This window comes from Sphingomonas sp. DMC6 (genome assembly GCF_056314225.1).
Genome location: NZ_JBQUYT010000005.1, coordinates 38,773 through 58,901, shown reverse-complemented (window position 1 = coordinate 58,901; position 20,129 = coordinate 38,773). Strand labels below are relative to the sequence as shown.

Here is a 20,129-nt window from a genome sequence, read left to right as displayed (position 1 = left end):
GGAGGAGCCCCCTCCGCCCGTCGTGCGTCCGCCCCCTCCGTCGCCTTCGGCGCCACCTCCCCCTGGCGGGGGAGGATTGCATGAGCTTCCACATCGCCGTGCTGATGGGCGGCTGGTCTGCCGAGCGCGAGGTGTCGCTGATGTCGGGAGGCGGCGTCGCGGATGCGCTGGAGAGCCTGGGGCACCGCGTCACCCGGATCGACATGGACCGCGACGTCGCCGCGCGCCTCGCCGAGGCTAGGCCGGACGTGGTGTTCAACGCACTACATGGCACCCCGGGCGAGGATGGCAGCGTGCAGGGCATGCTCGACCTGATGGGCATCCGCTATACGCATAGCGGCATGGTCACCTCGGTCATCGCGATCGACAAGCAGCTTACCAAGCAGGCGCTGGTGCCGCACGGCATCCCGATGCCCGGCGGGCGGATGGTATCGCGCGAGGAGCTGTATCGGCACGATCCTCTGCCGCGCCCCTACGTCCTGAAGCCGGTGAACGAAGGCTCGTCGGTCGGCGTCGCAATCGTCACCGCCGAGGGCAATTACGGCAACCCGATCAGCCCGGACGCGCGCGGCCCTTGGCAGGAATTCGAGGAACTGCTCGCCGAGCCGTTCATCCGTGGGCGCGAGCTGACCACCGCCGTGCTGGGCGATCAGGCGCTGGGCGTGACCGAGTTGAAGCCCAAAAGCGGCTTCTACGACTATGACGCCAAATATACCGACGGCCTGACCGAGCATGTCTTTCCGGCGCAGATTCCGGACGAGATCGCCGAGGCGTGCAAGCAGATCGCGCTCGATGCGCATCGCCTGCTCGGGTGCAAGGGTGCCTCGCGCGCCGATTTTCGCTGGGACGATACGCAGGGCGTCGACGGCCTGTTCCTGCTCGAGGTGAATACCCAGCCCGGCATGACGCCGCTGAGCCTGGTGCCCGAACAGGCGCGCCATCTGGGCATCGACTATGCTACGCTGGTGCAGCGTATCGTCGAGGAGGCATTGTGAGCCGTAGGCCCGCCCAGCAACAGCGTGCGACGACCCGGCGGGGCGCCAAGCCGAAGCCGCGCGGCGGCAATGCGCGGCGGGCAAAGCGGCCGAGCGTGCTCGATCAGGCAATGGCGGGCCTGCCGTTCAGCCCGGCGACGCTGCACCGCATCGTCACCTGGAGCATCGTGGGTACGGTGGGCGCCGGCGTGCTGGTGCTCGCAACCATGGCGGGCATTCCCCAGATGATCGGCGTCGGCTTTGCCCAGGCGGTGGGCGATGCCGGGCTGAAGGTTGACGAGATCCAGATCGACGGCCTGAAGCGGATGGACCGCGCGACCGTCTATGAGCAGGTGCTCGATCAGGATTCGCGGGCGATGCCGCTGGTCAATCTGGCCGATGTGCGCCAGCGGCTGCTGAAATTCCCCTGGGTGCAGGATGCGCGCGTGTCGCGGCGGCTGCCCAATACGCTGCACATCTATATCGTCGAGCGCCAGCCGGCGGCGGTTTGGCAGAACCATGGGCAGTTGATGCTGATCGACCCGACTGGCGTGCCGCTGGAACCGGTGTCGCCGGATGCGATGCCCGACCTGCCGCTGCTGATCGGCGATGGCGCCAACACGCAGGAGCCTGCGCGCAAGCGACTGCTGGACACGCAGCCGGCGCTGAAGCCGCTGGTCAAGGCCGCGACCTGGGTGGGCAATCGCCGCTGGGACGTCGTGTTCAATTCAGGCGAGAAGCTGCAACTGCCCGAAGGCGACGATGAAGCGGCAGCGGCGCTGAAGAAATTCGTGAATATCGACGCGCGTGACCGGTTGCTCGGCAAGGGCTATCTGGGGTTTGACATGCGCGATCCGAGCAAGTTGGTAGTACGGCGTCAGGGCGTGGTGGGAACGCCCGTGCCGGCAGCGTCGCCCGCGCCATCGCCAGTGCCCGAAAGCGGTACAGCGAAGGCAGCGGGAACACAGGGGTAAAGAGGGGCAGGGAAATGGCCAAGGTTGCACCGGAAGGACTGATCACCGCGCTGGATGTGGGATCGTCCAAGGTATCGGCGCTGATCGCGCAGCGCGGCGATGACGGCGAACTCATTGTGCTCGGCACCGGCCAGCGCGAGAGCCGCGGCGTCAAGCGCGGCTATGTCGCCGACATGCACGCCACCGAAATCGCCATACGCGAGGCCGTGGAACAGGCGGAGCGGATTGCCGGCTTCAACATTGAGGATGTGTGGGTCAGCTTCTCCGCAGGCGGTCTGGTTTCCAGCGTCGTCAAACTGGAAGCCGATCTGGGCGGCCACCGCGTCGAGCAGGCGGACATCGACGAACTGCTCAAGGCAGGGCGCGAAGCGATCGATCCGCAGGGCAAGATGGTGCTCCATGCCCAGCCGACGCGCTACACGGTTGATGGTCTTTCGGGGGTGAAGCGGCCGCTGGGCCTGCACGCTGATCGGCTGGGAGTCGACATCCATGTCGTGTCGACCGACGGGTCGCCGGTGCGCAATCTCGACCTATGCGTCCGCTCGGCGCATCTGGAAGTGCGCTCGATCATCGCGGCGCCGGTCGCGACCGGGCTTGCCTGCCTCACAGATGAGGAGCGCGAACTGGGGGTGGCGCTGGTCGAAATTGGTGCGGCGGTCACCAACGTGTCGGTGTTCGTGCAGGGTGTGCTGGCCGGGCTGGCGTCGATTTCGATGGGGTCCGCCGACATTACCGACGATATCGCCTCGGCCTTTGGCACGCCGCGTGCCTGGGCGGAGCGGACGAAATGCTTCCACGGCTCGGCGAATCTTAGCCCGCGCGACAATCACGAGATGATTGAAGTCGTGCCGATCGCGCCGGAAGAGGGCACGGATGGTCCGCGCATCACCCGCGCCGCGCTGAACACGGTGATCCGTCAGCGGCTGGAGCGGCTGATCGGCGAAATCCAGAAAGAACTGAAGAAGCTGGGCTTTCATGAGCCGGTCGGTCGCCAGATTGTGCTGACCGGTGGTGGCGCCGAATTGGCGGGAATCGCGGATTATGCCCAGCAGGCGCTGGGTGCTGCGGTGCGTGTTGGCAAGCCCAAGGGTCTGGTCGCGCTGCCGAACGCGCATAGTGGCCCGGCCTTTTCAACGCTGGCCGGTCTCGCGCGGTTCGCTGCTGCCGACCCCATCGACCTGCGCGCGCTGGAGCCGAGTCGTCACCAGATGGTGACGAAGGCCAGCGCCGGCGCGCTGATGCAGCGGTTGATGGCAGCGTTTAAGGCAAATTATTAAAGAAATGCGTCTGCCCGGTTGCTTTTGGCTAGAGTCGTGGCCTTGGTTCGTGCAGATAAGGATTGAAGAAGGGGGGCGCGTCGCCGCGGTCGCGTCGCCACGGGAGAATTTAGAATGAGTATCGACTTCCTTCCGCCGGACGTGGACGAACTGACGCCCAAGATCACCGTGATCGGCGTTGGTGGCGCGGGCGGCAACGCCATCGCCAACATGATCCGCGCCGAGGTGCAGGGCGTGGAATTTCTGGTTGCTAACACCGACGCGCAGGCGCTGAAGCAATCGAGCGCTCCGCAGCGCATTCAGCTCGGTGCCAAAATCACCCAGGGTCTCGGTGCAGGCTCGCGTCCCGAAATCGGCCGCGCTGCTGCCGAAGAGACGATCGAGCAGGTGCAGAAGGCGCTGGAAGGCGCGCATATGTGCTTCATCGCGGCCGGCATGGGCGGCGGCACCGGCACCGGCGCGGCGCCGGTAATCGCCAAGGCTGCGCGCGACATGGGCATCCTGACCGTGGGCGTGGTGACCAAGCCGTTCGCCTTTGAAGGCAAGCGCCGCTCGCAATCGGCCGAAGCCGGCATCGACGAGCTGCAGAAGTACGTCGATACGCTGATCGTCATCCCGAACCAGAACCTGTTCCTGATCGCCAATGCGAACACGACCTTCAAGGAAGCGTTCGAAATGGCGGACGAGGTGCTGCAGCAGGGCGTGCGCGGTATCACCGACCTGATGGTCATGCCCGGCCTCATCAACCTGGACTTCGCTGACGTGCGTTCGGTGATGCAGGAGATGGGCAAGGCGATGATGGGCACTGGCGAGGCGGAAGGTGACGACCGCGCGCTGATCGCTGCCCAGAAGGCGATCGCCAACCCGCTGCTCGACGGCGTTTCGATGAACGGCGCCAAGGGCGTGATCGTCTCGATCACCGGCGGCGAAGATATGCGCCTGCTCGAAGTCGACGAAGCGGCAAATCACATCCGCGAACTGGTCGATCCCGATGCCAACATCATCTGGGGTTCGGCGTTCAATCCCGAGCTGGAAGGCCGCATTCGCGTGTCGGTGGTCGCCACCGGTATCGACGCGAATGCAGAGAACCGCGCGACCCCGATCGAGCAGCCGCGCGTCTTCTCCTTTGCAACGCCGCGCCGCACGGCGGCCGATCCCGTGGCACCCGCTGCCCCGGCCGCGCCGCTGCCCGAGCCCGAACCGGCTGCCGTCGCACCGATCGAGGAACCGGTTCTCGCGCCGGAGCCGGAGCCGATTGCGCGCGCGCCCGAGCCGGAAGCCGATCTGGGCGATGACGAACTGCTTCTCGGCAGCGACACGATCATGCCCGAACCGGCCCCTGCACCGGCTCCCGCGCCTGCACCCGAAGCGCCGGCAGGCCGACGTCGTTGGCTGACCGGCGCCGAGGAAGAGCCGGATTCGCGTCCGCGTGGCCGCACCGGTGGTACGCTGTTCGAACGGATGGCTGCTTCACGCGGCGCCAAGAGCAGCGACGATGACGACAAGGATCCGCTGGATATCCCGCGTTTCCTGCGCAGCCAGAATAATCAGTAACAGGTTCGTCGACCGGGTGTCTCGCTTTGGCGAACACCCGGCGGCGGTGCATTGGTGGTTCAGCGCCGCAGTGCGCAAGACTGGACCTGCATGACCCCGATTCGACTTTTGGCGCTCGGCGCCGTCGCCTCCGTTTTGGCCCTGGCCGCAGGGCCTGCCGTCGCCCAGACGGAAATCGTCCAGCAAATCAATCCCGATGCCGATGCGCTGGCGACGCAGATCCGCGTCCTTGCCGAAAATCCACGTGACATCGACGCGCTGCTTGCGGCGGGCCAGCTTTCCAACCAGCTGGGGGACACCGCAGGCGCGCTCGCCTTTTTTCAGCGCGCTGAGAGTGTCGACGCGACCAATCCGCGCATCCTGAACGGTCGCGCATCGGTGCTGGTGCGGATGGAACGGCCCGGTGAGGCGTTGCGGCTTTTCGGCCAGGCGGAGGCGCGCGGCGTCGATCCTCGCGAATATGCCGCGGATCGCGGCTTCGCCTATGATCTGGTCGGCCGGCCCTTGCTGGCCCAGCGTGACTATCGGCTCGCGCTGTCGCAGCGGCGCGAAGACGAAGTGATCCGCCGCTATGCGCTGTCGCTGGGTATAAGCGGCGATGTCGAGGAGTCGGCGCGCCAGCTCGATCCGTTGCTCCGCGCGCAGGATCGTGCGGCATGGCGCGCGCGCGCGTTCGTCCTAGCAATGAATGGCGATCTTGCCGGTGCCGAGAAAATTGCGGCGACGGTGATGCCCGGATCGATGGGCAAGGACATGCTGCCCTTTTTCCGACGGCTGCAGACATTGTCGCCGGCCGATCGTGCCTTTGCAGTGCATTTCGGCGAATTGTCGCCCACCCAGGCGCGGCTGGCCGACGCGCGACTGGCGCCTGCCTTGCCGCCATATGTTCCTGCGCAGCGACCGGTGCAGGTCGCGCAGGCGGCGCCTCACAATGCAGCGCCAACGCGCGGCAGCGAGCGTGAGGTTCGCGAGCGGCGCCGGGCGGCACCGGCGGCAGCGCCGGCGGTCGCTCCCCCGGCTGCGCGCGCGCCTGCGCCTGAGCCAGTTGCGCCGCATGCCCCCGCTCTGGTCGCCGCCGCGCCGCCGCCGGAGCGGAACACGGTGGTGCCGGCGGCAACGCAGGTTGTGGCCGCTCCGGCGCCTGTGACACAAAGCGCACCGCCCCCCGTGGCGATGGCGGCCACCGCACCGGTGCAATCCGCACCCGTTGCCGCTGCGCCTCGCCCGAGCGCGCCGGTCCGCGTCGGCCGCGAAGATGCGCACCTGGCGTCGATCATCGCGGGCATCACCATTCCCGCCAGCGAACTCGACGCGGTCAATCGCCCGAACGAGGAAGTGGCGCCTGCCGCGCCGGTGGCAGAGCCGGTGCATGCGAAGCCAAAGCCGGAGCCGACTACCGAGGCCGAGACGAAGAAGCCCGAGCCGCGCAAACCCGAGCCCAAAAAACCCGAGCCGAAAAAGCCGGAACCGAAGAAGCCCGAGCCCAAAAAACCTGAACCCAAGAAGCCCGATCCGGCCAAGGCCGAGCCCAAGCGCATCTGGGTGCAGGTTGCGGGCGGTGCGAATGAAGAAACGCTGCCGCGCGCGTGGAAGGCGATGGTCGCCAAGGCACCGGCCTTGCTCAAGGGGCATTCGGGCTGGTGGACGCCGCTGCGCGCCACCAACCGGGTGCTGACGGGGCCGTTCAAGACCACCGAGGCGGCGCAGGCGTTCGTCAACAGCCTCGCCAAGGAAGGCGTGTCCGGTTTCGTCTTCACCAGCGAACCCGGCCAGAAGGTGACCAAACTCGCGCCCTAGGCGGGGATTTCATCGATCGGACTTCGACAAGCGATGGCGAAGCGGATAGAGGCGCGCGCGTGAAACTGCATTCCTCCTGGGCCTGTATGCCGGGCCAGACGCGCGGCCGTCGCCATCCTGAAGCGGGTGGCGGTGCGCGTGGCCCCCGCGATGCGTTCCAGCGTGACCGCGACCGTATCATTCATTCGATCAGCTTCCGTCGCCTGCGCCACAAGACTCAGGTCTTCATGGCGCCGGACGGCGACCATTTCCGCGTGCGCCTCACCCACAGCCTGGAAGTCGCCCAGATTGGCCGCGCCGTCGCGCGCGCGCTCGGCCTGAACGAGGATCTAACCGAGGCACTTTGCCTGGCGCACGACATCGGCCATCCGCCCTTCGGCCATGCCGGCGAGGATGCGCTGGAAAAGGCGCTGGCGGGGAAGGGCGGCTTTGATCACAACGGCCATACCCTGCGCACGCTGACGTTTCTGGAACGCCCCTATCCCGGCTGGGACGGGTTGAACCTGACCTGGGACACGCTGGAAGGGCTGGCCAAGCATAACGGACCGATCGCCGAACCCGAATGGGCACTGGCGGAGACCGACGCAGCGTTTCCGCTGGAGCTCGACAGCTGGCCGTCGCTGGAGGCGCAGGTCGCGGCAATCGCCGACGATATCGCCTATGACAATCACGACATCGACGATGGCCTGCGCGCAGGGTTGCTGACGTTCGACCAGCTGATGGAAGTGCCCATGATCGCCGCCGGCTGGCGCGACGTGGAGGCACGCTTTCCGGGCGTCAGCGCGAAGCGGCTGACGGGGGAACTGATCCGCTCGCAGATCGGCGCGATGGTCAACGACCTGATGGCGGAGACGCGCGCGCGGGTGGCCGATGCGGGTGTCGAGACCGTGGCGGATGTGCGCGCGGCAGGGCGTTGTCTTGCGGGCTTCTCCGATGCGATGCGCGAGGCGGAGCGCGGGCTCAAGCGCTTCATGTACGCCAATCTCTATCATCACCCCAGTCAGCTTGCTGCCGCCGGTTCGGCGCGCACCGTTGTTGCAGGGCTATTCGCGGCCTATGCCGCCGATCCGATGCTGATGCCGGCAGAATGGCGAGAAGCGCTGCCTGTCGAGGAGCCGGATCGCAGTCGCCACATCGCCGATTTCATCGCCGGCATGACCGATCGCTATGCGATCGCGCGGTACCGGGAAATCTGCGGGACGATCGATCTGCCCGACGGATTTTGACGGCCCCTGCGGGACATACTTCGTTACCAAAGAGCAAGCGACGCGAAAACTCGACTCTTTATCTGCGGCGGCCATGCAATGCTGATAAAAAGAGAGGACCGTCCGCGATGTTGAAATATCTCGTTGTAGCGCCGGTGCTGCTGATTGCCGCCCCGGCCGCTGCCCAATCCCTTCATGAAACGCATGAGCGCGTCTGGATGCCTTCGGGAAAAAGCCCCGTCGTCACCTGGCGCATACGCGACCGCGCACCGCAGCTGGCGCAGTCGCATCATCAGGCGGGAAAAGGCATGATGCCGGCCCGCCGCGAAGAGGCCCGGGCCGAGGCGCCGCGCCAGCCCGGCGCACAATCACCGGTGGGCAGCGACTGACCTGCCACTTTCGCTGTTCAGCAAAACGTAAAACCCCGCAGCTGCATGGGCAGCTGCGGGGTTTTTTATGCCGGGAAGGCGCGAAGCTTAGCGCTGAGCCAGTTCGACCTGGCTGGTCTTCGGCACGCGGAACGACACGCGCACGCCGCCGGTGTCGCCATCGACCCAGCCGTTGCGCACGACCAGATGGAACTTCTGGTTGGTCTGCTTCACGACGCCTTCGAGAATCTGGGCGTCGCCCTTTACCGTCGACGTATAGACATAGGTCATGCCGTCGCGCGTGAAGCTGCGCTCGGCTTGGTCAGCGGCAATGGCGGGTGCGGCAACAAACAGCGAGGCCGCGAGTGCGATAGTGAAACGGGTCACGATCTTTCTCCTTCGAGTTCGAAAAGAGCCAGATCAGCATCCTTCTTGTGTTCTTGGCGCCAAAATGTTGCATCGCAGCATGAGGCGCAATCGCAAAAATCGAAGTTGCTAATTGCAGTTTTTGCAATCGAGCGGTGAAAGGGCGTTCATCGGCGGTCAACCGAGTCTGTGAAAAATTCTTGCGACAAACGGAAGCTATGCCTGTGTCGCAGGCATGAGGGTCGCCATGACAGACAAGAGCATCGCGCTGAACCGCTTTGGATATGGAGCAAGGCCCGGAGAAGATCCCGGTGGGGATCCGAAGCAATGGCTGCTTCGCCAGCTGGACCATTATGTCGCGCAGCCGCCGGTTATCGCGGCCCTACCAGGGTCTTCGGCGACAGTCGTGCAATTGCTGGAATATCGCGCGCAGGCAGAGGCGCTGCGCAAGGCTGCTGCCTCGGCGGCTGTTGCTGCTAAACCGGCGCAGCCCACGCAGCCGGCTATGTCGCCGGGCGCTCCGGCAGCGCCCGCATCTGCAGGGGCGGTGCCGATGGCGGCTGCGCCGACCCAGCCACCGCCGCCGCCGGCCAATGGCAGCGAGGCGGCCGAGACGCTGCGCAAACAGATCAGCAAGCAGGTAAGTGACGGGCATAGCCAGGCGGTGACCGCCCGCGCCGTTGCCGCCATCGACTCCCCGGCTCCCTTTGCCGAGCGGCTGGTGCATTTCTGGGCCAACCATTTCGCGATCTCAGCCGACAAAATGGAATTGATCGCGCTGGCGGGCACGCTGGAATTCGAAGCGATCCGCCCGAACCTGATGGGCAGTTTTCGTGACATGCTCTTCGCCGTGGAGCGGCATCCGGCGATGCTGCTCTATCTCGACCAGTCGGTGTCGGTGGGACCGAACAGTCCGCTCGCCTCGCGTCAGCGGCCTAACCAGCGTAGGTCGCTGGGCCTCAATGAAAATCTCGCCCGCGAAATCATGGAGCTCCACACGCTCGGCGTGCGCAGCGGCTATACCCAGGCAGATGTCACCGAATTCGCCCGGGCAATGACCGGCTGGACGATAGCCGGCTTCGGTCGCGGCCCGCTCGGCAAATGGACCCCGGCAGACGGGGCGCCCGGCCAGTTCGTCTTCGGTGCCGAGATGCACGAGCCGGGCACGCGTACGATTCTCGGCAAGAAATGGCCCCAGCCGGGCGAGACGCAGGCTAGCGCGGTGCTCGCCACGCTAGCCACGCATCCGGCGACGGCACGGCACATCGCCACCAAACTTGCGCGCCATTTCGCCGGAGACGATCCGCCCCCCAGGCTGGTGGCGCGGCTGGAGGCGTCGTTCCTGAAGACGGGCGGCGACTTGCCCAGCCTGTATCGCACGCTGGTCGCCTCGCCCGAATGCTGGGCGCCGGCACCGGTAAAGTTCAAATCGCCCTGGGAATGGACGGTGTCGGCGCTGCGCGTGCTCGACGCGCAGCAACTGCCGCTCAATTTCGTCCCCGGGCTGATGGTGCAACTGGGGCAGCCGGTGTGGAAACCCGGATCGCCCGCAGGTTGGGACGATATTGCGCCGGCCTGGGCGGCGCCGGACGCAGTGCTGCGCCGTGTGGAAGCCGCGCAGCGGATTGCGCAGCGGGCGCGCGACGTCGTCGATCCCCGCCAGCGTGCCGAACTGATTTTCCCTGCCTCGCTTAGCCAGAGCACCGAGCAGGCCATCGCCCGTGCCGAAAGCCCGGCGCAGGGTGTGGCGCTGATGCTCGTATCGCCCGAATTTCTGCGGAGATAATCCCATGTATCTCAACCGCCGCAATTTTCTGAGCGTCGGCGCTACCGGCCTGATGCTGTCGCCGCTGGGCGCCCGCATGGCCTTTGCCGCCGCGCCGACCGAGCGCCGCTTCATCTTCATCATTCAGCGCGGCGCTGCCGACGGCCTGCATACCGTCGCACCGGTCGGCGACCACGCCTATGCCGGCCAGCGCGGCGATCTCGCCGCCGATTTCGCAACCGCGCCGAAGCTTGATTCGATGTTCGCGCTGCACCCGTCGCTGCAGAATGTCTGGGGCCTGTACCAGGCGAAACAGGCATTGTTCTTCCATGCCGTGGCATCGCCCTATCGCGACCGCTCGCATTTCGACGGCCAGAATGTGCTCGAGACCGGCGGCGTCTCTGCCTATCAGTTACACGATGGCTGGATGAACCGCCTGTTGCGGCTGCTGCCAGCCGACGACAAGGCGATCGCGATTTCGGCGTCGGTGCCGATGGCACTTCGCGGACCGGTGGAAGTGGCGAGCTACGCACCTTCGTCGCTGCCCGGCGCATCGCCCGACCTTATCGCACGGGTTTCGGCAATGTATCAGGCCGACAAGCAGCTCCACCCGCTGTGGCAGGAAGTGATGGCGACTCGCTCGCTCACCGACGAACTCGCCGCCGAGAACGGCAAAAAGGCTGTCGATACCGGCACGCTTGCGGCCAAAATGCTGTCGGCGCCGGGCGGCGCGCGGATCGCGATGATCGAGACCAATGGCTGGGACACGCATTCCGCCCAGCGCGGCCGCCTCGGCAACCAGCTCAAGGCGCTCGACGGCATGATCGCGGCGATGAAGGCCGGCCTCGGGCCGCTCTGGGACAATACGCTGGTCGTGGTGGCGACGGAGTTCGGCCGCACGGTGAAGGCAAATGGCACTGGCGGTACCGACCACGGCACCGGGTCGGTGGCGATGCTGCTCGGGGGGGCCGTGCGCGGCGGGCGCGTGCAGGCCGACTGGCCGGGGCTGGCCGACGCCGCGCTTTATGAGGCGCGGGATCTGAAGCCGACGACGGCGCTGGACACTCTCATCAACAGTGCGGTCTCCCAGCATTTTGCCCTGCCGCCCGAACGCAGCGCGAAGGCGTTGTTCCCGGCGATGGACAAGGTGGCGGTGCTCGACGGGCTGGTGCGGGTGTAGATCGGGGAGGGGCTGCCTCGCATCACGCGACGGCGGTACCCGCCGCGTCGGCACGGCGGAACTGCTTGCGATAGAGGTTCGGCGGTATCCCGACCTGAGCCGTGAAGTGCAGGCGCAGGTTGGCCGCCGTTCCCATACCTGCGTGCTCGGCGAGGCGTTCCATCGGCAGGCTCGTGGTTTCGAGAAGCTCGCGCGCCAGTGCGATCCGCTGCTTGATGAGCCACGCCATCGGACTCTCCCCTGTTTCTTGCTGGAAGCGCCGCGCCAAAGTGCGCTCGCTCATGGCCGCTGCACGCGCCATTTGCTCGATCGTCCAGGGATGGCTGGGATCGCTCCGCAACTGATCGAGCAGTCCCTGAAGCCGGCTGTTCGCTCCCGTGAGCACCGGGCGTTCGATAAACTGGGTCTGCCCCCCGCTGCGGTGCGCCGCAACCACCAGCCGGCGCGCAACGCTGTTGGCTGCATCCGGTCCAAAGTCCATGCGAACGAGGTGGAGCAAAAGGTCTATTCCCGCAGCTGATCCGGCAGAGGTGAAGAGGCCATCAGCTCCCGTGTACAGGGTATCCGCATCGACGAGGATTGTCGGGTATGCGGATTGGAGGCGCTCGGCGTACCGCCAGTGTGTCGTCGCACGACGACCGTCCAGCAGCCCGGTTGCTGCTAGCAGAAAGGCACCCGAGCAGATGGAGACCAGTCGCGTACCGCGCTGATAGGCGGCGACCAAGGCGTCCAGCAATGCTTGCGATGGGGCTGTGCCATCCGATCGCCAGCCGGGAATGACGATCGTTCCGGCTTCGCCCAGCATATCGAGCCCGTTCTCGACGTGCACTGACAGCCCCGAATTTGTCGAAAGCTTGCCTGGGCGTTCCGCACAGACTGCGAATCGATACCAGTCGGCGCCCATCTCCGGTCGAGGGAGCCCGAAAATCTCGCCGGCGATCCCGAGCTCGAACGTGCAAAGCCCTTCATAGGCGAGGGCAATGACAAGGCGGTTCGCTGGTACAGGTGGTGGCATGATTCTTACGATAATCGGCAATTCGGCCGATAGCCACCTTATGACTTCTCCGTCACAAAGCGCCGTCACCAAAGGAGAAGCCCATGTCCAACCCGGTCACCAGCATCGCCGCCGCACCGTCCGCTGAGGCTGAAGCGCGTTTTGCCGACAGCTTCCGGTTTGAAACCGATTGCTGGGACGTGCATGAGGCGATGGCCCATCCGGAACCCGGCTTCGTGCTGCTAGACGTACGTGGCCCCGAGATGTTCGCCAAAGGACATGTGCCTGGCGCGATCAACCTTCCCCATGGCAAGATCATCGAATCCAAACTCGCGAATTGGCCAGCGGATACGCTGTTTGTAACCTATTGCGCAGGGCCACATTGCAACGGTGCGGCCCGCGGGGCGCTTCGACTGGCGCGGCTGTCGCGGCCGGTGAAGATCATGACTGGCGGCATCACCGGCTGGATCGATGAAGGGTTCGTTCTGGAACGCAGTCAGCCAGGTGCCTGATCTCGCGGAGGTTGCCATCGACGGCGTCGGCTTCCGCGTCCGGCCCGCCAGCGGATCGGACGCGGAGGCGATGCTGGCATTGATCCAAAGTCACGCTGCCTATGAAGGCGGTGTGGCTGTTGCTACGCCAGAGGTACTTCGATTTGCACTGGAGCGGCAGCCACCACTTCTAATGGCATGGGTCGCTGAGGAGGGTGGTGCGCTGGTCGGCTACGCAACCGCCACCCTCGACTTCTCTACCTGGTCGTGCCGGCACTTCTTCCACCTCGACTGCCTGTTTGTCGATGCGGGCGCGCGCGGCTGCGGAATCGGATCGGCGCTTTTGGGCGCGGTACGAAGGCGCGCAGCGCAGTTGGGCGTAAACGAACTGCAATGGCAAACCCCCGCCTGGAATGAGCGGGCGATACGCTTCTATCGTCGCGAAGGGGCCTGCGCCCTTCCGAAGACGCGATTCTTCCTTCGAACGATCCCGCCGGATTAGATCGCGAACCTTGTAGTCCCGCCCAACGCACCCCAATAGGGATGACGCCGCCGCGCCGCTGCGCTACAGGCCGCCGTTCCCATTCCCCATTGGATTGCTCAATGACGCTCTACGCACGTTTCGCCGCGCATCTGAACCTTGCCCTGGATGCGCTTGTCCTCGTCGGCGATCTGCCTGCGGGGCTGGAGCGACGTGCGATTACGGTGGAGCCGCCGCGCGATCCGAGCCATGGCGATCTCGCCACCAACGCGGCGATGGTGCTCGCCAAGCCCGCCGGCACCAATCCGCGCGCGCTCGCGGAGAAGCTCGTCGCCGAACTGGAGAAGCTGGACGAGGTAGCAGCCGTGTCGGTCGCCGGGCCAGGCTTCATCAACCTGACGCTCACCGAAGACACGTGGCGCGGCGAAGTCGCCGAGATCCTGTGCGCGGGCGCGGACTATGGCCGCTCGTCGCTGGGCACGGGCACGACCGTCAACGTCGAATATGTCTCGGCGAATCCGACCGGGCCGATGCATATGGGACATTGCCGCGGCGCGGTGGTGGGCGATGCGCTGGCGAGCCTGCTCGAATATGTCGGGCACAAGGTTATCCGCGAATATTATGTCAACGATGCAGGTAGCCAGGTCGATGTGCTCGCGCGGTCGGCGCATCTGCGCTACCGCGAGGCGCTGGGCGCGACGATCGAGATCCCTGAGGGGCTCTATCCGGGCGACTATCTGAAGCCGGTCGGCCAGCAGCTCGCCGCCGAGTTCGGCGACAAATATGTCGACGCGCCCGAGAGCGAATGGCTGGCGCTGTTCCGCAAGACGGCGGTTGCGGCGATGCTCGTCATGATCAAGGACGATCTGGCGCTGCTCGGCATCCATCACGACCTGTTCTCGTCCGAGGCCGAGCTGCAGGCCGCCGGCAAGCCCGAACAGGCCGAGGCATGGCTGCGCGAGCGCGGGCTCGTCTATGACGGCGTGCTGGAAGCCCCGAAAGGCGAGACGCCCGAGGATTGGGAACCGGTCGAACTGCCGCTGTTCCGCTCGACGCAGTTCGGGGATGACCAGGATCGCCCGATCAAGAAGTCGAACGGGCAATGGACCTATTTCGGCGCCGATCTCGCCTATCACTTCCAGAAGGCGCAGTCGGCCGACCAGCTGATCGACATCTGGGGCGCCGACCATGCCGGTACGGTGAAGCGGATCGTCGCTGCCGTGCAGGCGCTTACCGGCGGCAAGACGCGGTTCGACGTCAAGCTGGTCCAGATGGTCCGCCTGCTCCGCGCCGGCGAGCCGGTGAAGATGTCGAAGCGGGCGGGTAATTTCGTCACGCTCGCCGATGTCGTGCGCGAAGTGGGCAAGGACGTGGTGCGCTTCACCATGCTCACCCGCAAGGCCGATGCGCAGATGGACTTCGACTTCGCCAAGGTGCTCGAGACGTCCAAGGAAAACCCTGTCTTCTACGTGCAATACGCCCATGCCCGCGTCGCGTCGGTGCATCGCCGTGCCGCAGAGGCCGGTATTAGCACGGAAGAAGCAGCCGATCTGTCCCTGCTTGATACACGCGAGCTGGCGGTGGCGAAGCTTGCCGCCCAGTTCCCGCGGGTGGTGGAAGCGGCGGCAAGTGCTCGTGAACCGCATAGAATCGCCTTTTATCTCTATGACTTGGCCGCGGAGTTCCACGCGCTCTACAATCTCGGCAACGATTCTGCGGAGCGGCGCTTTCTCATCGTGGAACAGCCGGCGCTTACCCGCGCGCGGCTTTTCCTCGGGCGCGCGATCGGGCAGGTTATCCGAAACGGTCTCGCCCTGATGGGCGTGGAGGCCGTCGAGGAGATGTGAGGCGATGGGCAGCGCTGCCGAAGACGGGTACGATCACGACGAGCGTCTCCCCTGGCTGGAGACGGTGGAGGACGAGTATCACGAGCCGCGCCGCGGCCGTATCGCGTTGCTCGTTCTTCTCGCCCTTATCGTGCTCGCTGCCGTTGCCGGCGCGCTGTATTGGCAGCGCTATCACGGGCTGCAGGGCGGCGATGGCGCGCTGATCAACGCCGAGGAAGGCGATTACAAGGTTCGCCCGGACGACCCCGGCGGCATGAAGGTGGATGGCGAGGGCGATACCGTCTTCCGCACCAGCCAGGGCGCGTCGAGCAACGCCAGCATCAACGTCGCTGCCTTGCCCGAGGCACCGGTGGACGCCAAACATGCGCCCAAGCCTGCCGCCAGCCCGACCGGGGCCAGCAAGGCCGCCACCCTGGCGCTGCCCGCGGCGAGCCCCACGCTTGCGGCAAAGCCCGCCGCACCGGCGGCTGCGGCGGCGGCTTCGGCCAATGGCGGCGCAGGATCGCTGGTTCAGCTGGGTGCCTTCCCCAGCGAAGGCGGTGCGAACGTCGCGTGGCTGCGGCTGTCGAAGCGGTTTGCCTATCTCGCGCCCCTCGGCAAGTCAGTCGAGCGGTTCGTCACGCCCGATGGCAAGACGGTCTATCGCCTGCGCGTCAACGCCGGCAGCAACGGGCAGGCGCGCGAGATTTGCGGCAAGCTGAAGGTGGCGGGCGAGAACTGCTTCGTCGCAAGCTGATACGCTTTCGGCATCCGCGGCTTCCCCGCGCGGGTGGCGTCGGCTAGGCAGGCGGCATGAAGCCCGTCATTTTTGGCGTCTCCGGCCTGCAGCTTACGGCCGAAGAGCGCGATTTCTTCCGCGATGCCGATCCCCTCGGCTATATCCTTTTCAAGCGCAATTGCGAAAGCGTGGCGCAGATGCGCGCGCTGACCGACAGCCTGCGCGATCTTTCCGGCCGAGCCGATCTGCCGATCCTGATCGATCAGGAGGGTGGCCGTGTCGCGCGGATGCAGCCGCCCGTCTGGCCGGCCTTCCCGGCAGGGGCAGCGTTCGACGCACTCTATGAAAAGGCGCCGATCACCGCGATCGAGGCAGCGCGCGCCAATGGCCAGGCGCTGGGCCTGATGCTCGCCGAAGTGGGCGTGAACGTCGATTGCGCGCCGTTGCTCGACGTGCGCCAGCCCGATGTGACGGAGGCGATCGGCGATCGCGCGCTGGGCGGCGAGCCGATACGCGTTGCTGCGCTGGGCCGGGCGATCCTCGACGGCTTGCGACGCGGCGGCGTGGTCGGCGTGGTGAAGCACATGCCGGGCCATGGCCGGGCGCTGGTCGACAGCCACCTGACCCTGCCGCGCGTGACTGCCGATGCGGCGGCCCTGGAAAGCGACATCGCGCCTTTTCTCCGGCTCGCGGACGCGCCGATGGGGATGACCGCGCATGTCGTCTATGAGGCCTGGGATGCCGAGCATCCCGCGACGCTGTCGCCCAAGGTGATCGGCGAAGTCATTCGCGGCCGGATCGGTTTTGACGGGCTGTTGTTCAGCGACGATATCGACATGAAGGCGCTGTCCGGAACGCCGGGCGAAAAGGCGCTGGGGGCGCTGGCAGCGGGCTGCGATGTGGTGCTCGATTGCTGGGCACGCATGCCGGAAATGGTGGAGATCGTCAGCCTGTTGCCCGATGCGGGCGAGGCCTGTCTGCGCCGGCTGGAACGGGCGATGGCCACGATCGCCGGCGGCCCCGAACCCGCCGACCGCGCGGCGCTGATCGCCGAACGGGATGCGTTGCTGGCACTGGTGTGACGCACGGGGACATGACAGCCGCGCGCGGCTCTGCTTAACTCCCGTCGATGGGCGAGGGGGAAGAGATACTCAAGGTGGAGGTCGAGGGTTGGGAAGGCCCGCTCGACCTGTTGCTGGCGCTTGCCCGCAACCAGAAGGTCGATCTGCGCCAGATTTCGATCCTGCAACTGGTCGAGCAATATCTAGCCTATGTGAACGAGGCGCGGGCGCTTCGGCTGGAACTCGCTGCCGATTATCTGGTGATGGCGGCGTGGCTTGCCTATCTGAAGTCCGCTCTTCTTCTGCCGCGCAACCCCGAAGAGACGCCCAGCCCCGAGGAACTGGCGCTGCGGCTGCAATTGCGGCTGGAGCGACTGAACGCGATGCGCGAGGCAGGGGCGCGGCTGGTTGCACGCGACCGGCTGGGCCGCGACGTGTTCTTTCGCGGGGCGCCGGAAGGGCTCCGTGTCGTGCGGCAGGCCCGCTGGGAAGCCGAAATCTATGACCTGATCGCCGCCTATGGCCGGATCAGCGCGCGCACCCGCCCGGTCATGCATGTCGTCGCCCAGCGCGACGTAATGACGCTGGAAGAGGCGATCGAGCGCGTGTCGGAACTGATCGGCACGACGATCGAGTGGAGCACGATCGAGAGTTTTCTGCCAGAGGGGGCCAGCGGCACCTATCGCAAGTCGGCGCTGGCATCGTCCTTTGTCGCGGCGCTCGAACTGGCGCGGCAGGGGCGATTGGAGTTGCGGCAGAAATCGCCCTTCGCACCCTTGTATCTCAAGGCGGCGGAAGCATGAGCGCCATCGCGCCTGACGATCCCGTTCGCGCCGTAGAGGCGGTGTTGTTCGCGGCCGAAGCACCGATGACGGTGGACGAAATCCGCGCCCATGTCGGTCCGGGGCTCGATGTTCGCGCGGCGCTTGCCAGTCTGGAGGAGCATTATGGCGGGCGCGGCGTCGAACTGGTGCGGCGCGGCGAACGCTGGCATTTCCAGACGGCTGCCGATCTTGCCCATCTGCTGCGTCGCGACCGGGAAGAGAGCCGCAAGCTGAGCCGCGCGGGTATCGAGACGCTGGCGATCATCGCCTATCACGAGCCGGTGACACGCGCCGAGATCGAAGCGATTCGCGGCGTACAGATTTCCAAGGGAACGATCGACGTGCTGATGGAGGCAGGCTGGGTGCGGCCCGCCGGGCGGCGCGAAGTGCCTGGGCGGCCGCTGATGTATGCCACGACGCCGGGTTTCCTCAGCCATTTCGGGCTGGCCAGCCGACGCGACCTGCCGGGGATCGACGATCTGAAGGCGGCGGGCCTGCTCGATCCCGTTGATCTGGCGTTCGAGGCGCTGGAGACCGAGGGTGACGAAGAGCGCGGGACCGAACCGGAAGGCGAGGAAGAATAAGTGTTTTCACCGGCAGGGTTCGGCCGGGGGCGATCAAACCGTTGCCGTTGATGCCTGCGGAGCCTAGATAGGCCGGGATACAAGGAGAATTCTCATGGGTAGCTTCAGCCTGATGCACTGGCTGGTGTTCGGCGTCATCGCGATCCTGGTGCTGGGTGGCGGCCGCTTCTCGAACATGATGGGCGACGTCGCCAAGGGCATCAAGAATTTCAAGAAGGGCATGGCGGAGGACGACGACAAGCCCGTCCAGCCGACCCGGATCGAAGGCAAGGCAGCACCCGAACCGGGCTATACTGCCGAGCAGGAACGCGCGCACGAAGAGAAGCGCTGAGCGATAGCCGGCGCGGACCGCAAGGGTACCGCGCCGCTGCATGAACCGGCCGGGATCGGCCGCTGCGCGCCGGCCAGCCGGCAGCATGGTTGCGAATGGGTACGCCGAAGGAATGTTCGACATTGCGCCGAGCGAGCTTCTGCTCGTGGCCATCGTAGCGCTGGTTTTCATTGGTCCGAAGGATCTTCCGCGGGCGATGCAGTTCGTCGGCAAATGGGTCGGCCGGGCGCGGGGCGTCGCGCGTCAGTTCCGTTCGGGTCTCGACGCGGTGGTGCGCGAAGCCGAACTGGCCGAGCTGGAAAAACAGTGGGCGGCCGAGAATGAGCGCATCATGCGCCAATATCCGCCCCAGCCGCTGCCGGCGCCGGAGGAGCATCCGGGCGCGCCCGCTGCCGATGCCGTTACCCATACGGTGCAGCATGACGAGGCCACGCCAGTCATGACGCCCCAGCCCGCGCTGCGCAGCGACCCCGCGCCGCATGATCCTGCGCCGCACGATCCGGTGCCGCATCCCACCGACCCCAAGGCCGCGCCGCTGCCGCCGACCGACGAAGCCAAGCCGTGAACGATATCGACGATACCCAGGCGCCCTTGCTCGAGCATCTTATCGAGCTGCGCCGGCGGCTGATCTGGTCGATTCTGGCGCTGCTCGTGGCGTTCGGCGGTTGCCTTTATTTTGCGCGCCATATTCTTGGTTTCCTGGTCGCGCCGCTGAAGGTCGCGGGACAGGCGAAGATCATCAATACCGATGTGTTCGGCGGCTTTCTGGTCGAAGTGAAGGTGGCGTTCTTCGCCGGGCTGATGATCGCCTTTCCGATCATCGCCAATCAGTTGTGGCGGTTCGTCGCGCCCGGCCTCTATCGCCGCGAGAAACAGGCGCTGCTGCCGTTCCTGCTGGCGACACCGCTGCTGTTCACTGCTGGCGCTGCAATGGCCTATTTCGTTGCGGTGCCGGTAGCACTGAAATTCCTGCTCGGCTTTCAGGGCGATCTGGGCGGCGTGACGCAGGAAGCACTGCCCGATGTGAACAGCTACCTGAAGTTCATCATGCAGTTCATCTTCGGCTTCGGGATTTCGTTCCTGTTGCCGATTTTGTTGATGCTGCTCGAACATGCCGGCATCGTCACCTATGAGCAGCTGAAGGGCGCATGGCGCTATGCGATTGTCGGGGCCGTGGGCATCGGCGCAATTCTGGCGCCGCCCGATGTCGGCTCGCAACTGCTGCTCGCGGGTCCGCTGATCGTGCTCTATTTCCTGTCGCTGGTGGCGATCTGGTTCACCCGCCGCCGGCGTGAAAAGGCGGCTCCGGAAGAAGCCGAAGCCGCCTGATATTCCCTG

The 20,129-nt window shown here is 65.9% G+C and carries 21 protein-coding genes; 19 read left to right on the top strand and 2 right to left on the bottom strand.

Going from position 1 to position 20,129, the window contains the following annotated elements; all coding sequences use genetic code 11:
• Window positions 1-80 precede the first annotated feature (80 nt).
• The 7 genes from ACT53M_RS13210 (at window position 81) to ACT53M_RS13180 (ending at window position 8,170) form a co-directional block, all read left to right on the top strand.
• Window positions 81-995, top strand: a complete 915-nt coding sequence (locus ACT53M_RS13210; protein WP_476233911.1) for a D-alanine--D-alanine ligase — start codon at window positions 81-83, stop codon at window positions 993-995.
• Window positions 992-1,948 (top strand): cell division protein FtsQ/DivIB, encoded by a 957-nt coding sequence (locus tag ACT53M_RS13205; protein WP_476233910.1) that lies wholly within the window; start codon window positions 992-994, stop codon window positions 1,946-1,948. Before ACT53M_RS13210 ends, ACT53M_RS13205 begins: the two co-directional genes overlap by 4 nt.
• A gap of 14 nt (window positions 1,949-1,962) precedes the next feature.
• Window positions 1,963-3,225, top strand: a complete 1,263-nt coding sequence (gene ftsA, locus ACT53M_RS13200; RefSeq protein ID WP_476233909.1) for a cell division protein FtsA — start codon at window positions 1,963-1,965, stop codon at window positions 3,223-3,225.
• A gap of 114 nt (window positions 3,226-3,339) precedes the next feature.
• The gene (ftsZ, locus tag ACT53M_RS13195; protein WP_476233908.1) at window positions 3,340-4,779 is read left to right on the top strand and encodes a cell division protein FtsZ; all 1,440 of its coding nucleotides are present in this window, start codon (window positions 3,340-3,342) and stop codon (window positions 4,777-4,779) included.
• 90 nt (window positions 4,780-4,869) lie between these two features.
• Window positions 4,870-6,576, top strand: a complete 1,707-nt coding sequence (locus tag ACT53M_RS13190) for an SPOR domain-containing protein (RefSeq protein WP_476233907.1) — start codon at window positions 4,870-4,872, stop codon at window positions 6,574-6,576.
• A 59-nt stretch (window positions 6,577-6,635) separates the two neighbouring features.
• Window positions 6,636-7,802 (top strand): deoxyguanosinetriphosphate triphosphohydrolase, encoded by a 1,167-nt coding sequence (locus tag ACT53M_RS13185; protein ID WP_476233906.1) that lies wholly within the window; start codon window positions 6,636-6,638, stop codon window positions 7,800-7,802.
• Window positions 7,803-7,909: 107 nt separating this feature from the next.
• Window positions 7,910-8,170: a hypothetical protein gene (locus ACT53M_RS13180; RefSeq protein ID WP_476233905.1), complete on the top strand. Its 261-nt coding sequence runs from the start codon at window positions 7,910-7,912 to the stop codon at window positions 8,168-8,170.
• Window positions 8,171-8,257: 87 nt separating this feature from the next.
• On the opposite strand, the gene ACT53M_RS13175 is transcribed toward ACT53M_RS13180, so the two are convergent.
• A complete protein-coding gene (locus ACT53M_RS13175) occupies window positions 8,258-8,536 on the bottom strand; it encodes a hypothetical protein (protein ID WP_476233904.1) in 279 nt (92 codons plus the stop codon).
• A gap of 226 nt (window positions 8,537-8,762) precedes the next feature.
• On the opposite strand from ACT53M_RS13175, the gene ACT53M_RS13170 reads away from it, so the two are divergent.
• Both ACT53M_RS13170 and ACT53M_RS13165 read left to right on the top strand, forming a co-directional pair.
• A complete protein-coding gene (locus ACT53M_RS13170) occupies window positions 8,763-10,301 on the top strand; it encodes a DUF1800 domain-containing protein (protein ID WP_476233903.1) in 1,539 nt (512 codons plus the stop codon).
• 4 nt (window positions 10,302-10,305) lie between these two features.
• A complete protein-coding gene (locus tag ACT53M_RS13165) occupies window positions 10,306-11,460 on the top strand; it encodes a DUF1501 domain-containing protein (protein ID WP_476233902.1) in 1,155 nt (384 codons plus the stop codon).
• Between the two features lie 22 nt (window positions 11,461-11,482).
• On the opposite strand, the gene ftrA is transcribed toward ACT53M_RS13165, so the two are convergent.
• Window positions 11,483-12,496 carry a transcriptional regulator FtrA gene (gene ftrA, locus ACT53M_RS13160; protein WP_476233901.1) on the bottom strand — a complete coding sequence of 338 codons (1,014 nt, stop codon included), beginning with the start codon at window positions 12,494-12,496 and terminating at the stop codon, window positions 11,483-11,485.
• 62 nt (window positions 12,497-12,558) lie between these two features.
• Here ftrA and ACT53M_RS13155 point away from each other — a divergent pair, with 62 nt between their 5' ends.
• The 10 genes from ACT53M_RS13155 to tatC all read left to right on the top strand — a co-directional run bounded on the left by ACT53M_RS13155 (window position 12,559) and on the right by tatC (window position 20,120).
• Window positions 12,559-12,966: a rhodanese-like domain-containing protein gene (locus ACT53M_RS13155; RefSeq protein ID WP_476233900.1), complete on the top strand. Its 408-nt coding sequence runs from the start codon at window positions 12,559-12,561 to the stop codon at window positions 12,964-12,966.
• Window positions 12,926-13,447 carry an N-acetyltransferase family protein gene (locus tag ACT53M_RS13150; RefSeq protein WP_476233898.1) on the top strand — a complete coding sequence of 174 codons (522 nt, stop codon included), beginning with the start codon at window positions 12,926-12,928 and terminating at the stop codon, window positions 13,445-13,447. Before ACT53M_RS13155 ends, ACT53M_RS13150 begins: the two co-directional genes overlap by 41 nt.
• 101 nt (window positions 13,448-13,548) lie before the next feature.
• Entirely contained in the window at window positions 13,549-15,273 is a 1,725-nt protein-coding gene (argS, locus tag ACT53M_RS13145; protein WP_476233897.1) for an arginine--tRNA ligase, read from the top strand.
• A 4-nt stretch (window positions 15,274-15,277) separates the two neighbouring features.
• Window positions 15,278-16,009: an SPOR domain-containing protein gene (locus ACT53M_RS13140; RefSeq protein ID WP_476233896.1), complete on the top strand. Its 732-nt coding sequence runs from the start codon at window positions 15,278-15,280 to the stop codon at window positions 16,007-16,009.
• Between the two features lie 56 nt (window positions 16,010-16,065).
• A complete protein-coding gene (gene nagZ / locus ACT53M_RS13135; protein WP_476233894.1) occupies window positions 16,066-17,073 on the top strand; it encodes a beta-N-acetylhexosaminidase in 1,008 nt (335 codons plus the stop codon).
• Window positions 17,074-17,120: 47 nt separating this feature from the next.
• On the top strand, window positions 17,121-17,855 hold the full coding sequence (locus ACT53M_RS13130) for a segregation and condensation protein A (protein WP_476233893.1): 735 nt from the start codon (window positions 17,121-17,123) through the stop codon (window positions 17,853-17,855).
• Window positions 17,852-18,460, top strand: a complete 609-nt coding sequence (gene scpB / locus ACT53M_RS13125) for an SMC-Scp complex subunit ScpB (protein WP_476233892.1) — start codon at window positions 17,852-17,854, stop codon at window positions 18,458-18,460. The genes ACT53M_RS13130 and scpB overlap by 4 nt, the downstream gene beginning before the upstream one ends.
• A gap of 94 nt (window positions 18,461-18,554) precedes the next feature.
• On the top strand, window positions 18,555-18,791 hold the full coding sequence (locus ACT53M_RS13120; RefSeq protein ID WP_476228107.1) for a twin-arginine translocase TatA/TatE family subunit: 237 nt from the start codon (window positions 18,555-18,557) through the stop codon (window positions 18,789-18,791).
• Between the two features lie 112 nt (window positions 18,792-18,903).
• Window positions 18,904-19,356 (top strand): Sec-independent protein translocase protein TatB, encoded by a 453-nt coding sequence (gene tatB / locus ACT53M_RS13115; protein ID WP_476233891.1) that lies wholly within the window; start codon window positions 18,904-18,906, stop codon window positions 19,354-19,356.
• Window positions 19,353-20,120, top strand: a complete 768-nt coding sequence (gene tatC / locus ACT53M_RS13110; protein WP_476233889.1) for a twin-arginine translocase subunit TatC — start codon at window positions 19,353-19,355, stop codon at window positions 20,118-20,120. The genes tatB and tatC overlap by 4 nt, the downstream gene beginning before the upstream one ends.
• Window positions 20,121-20,129: the final 9 nt, after the last annotated feature.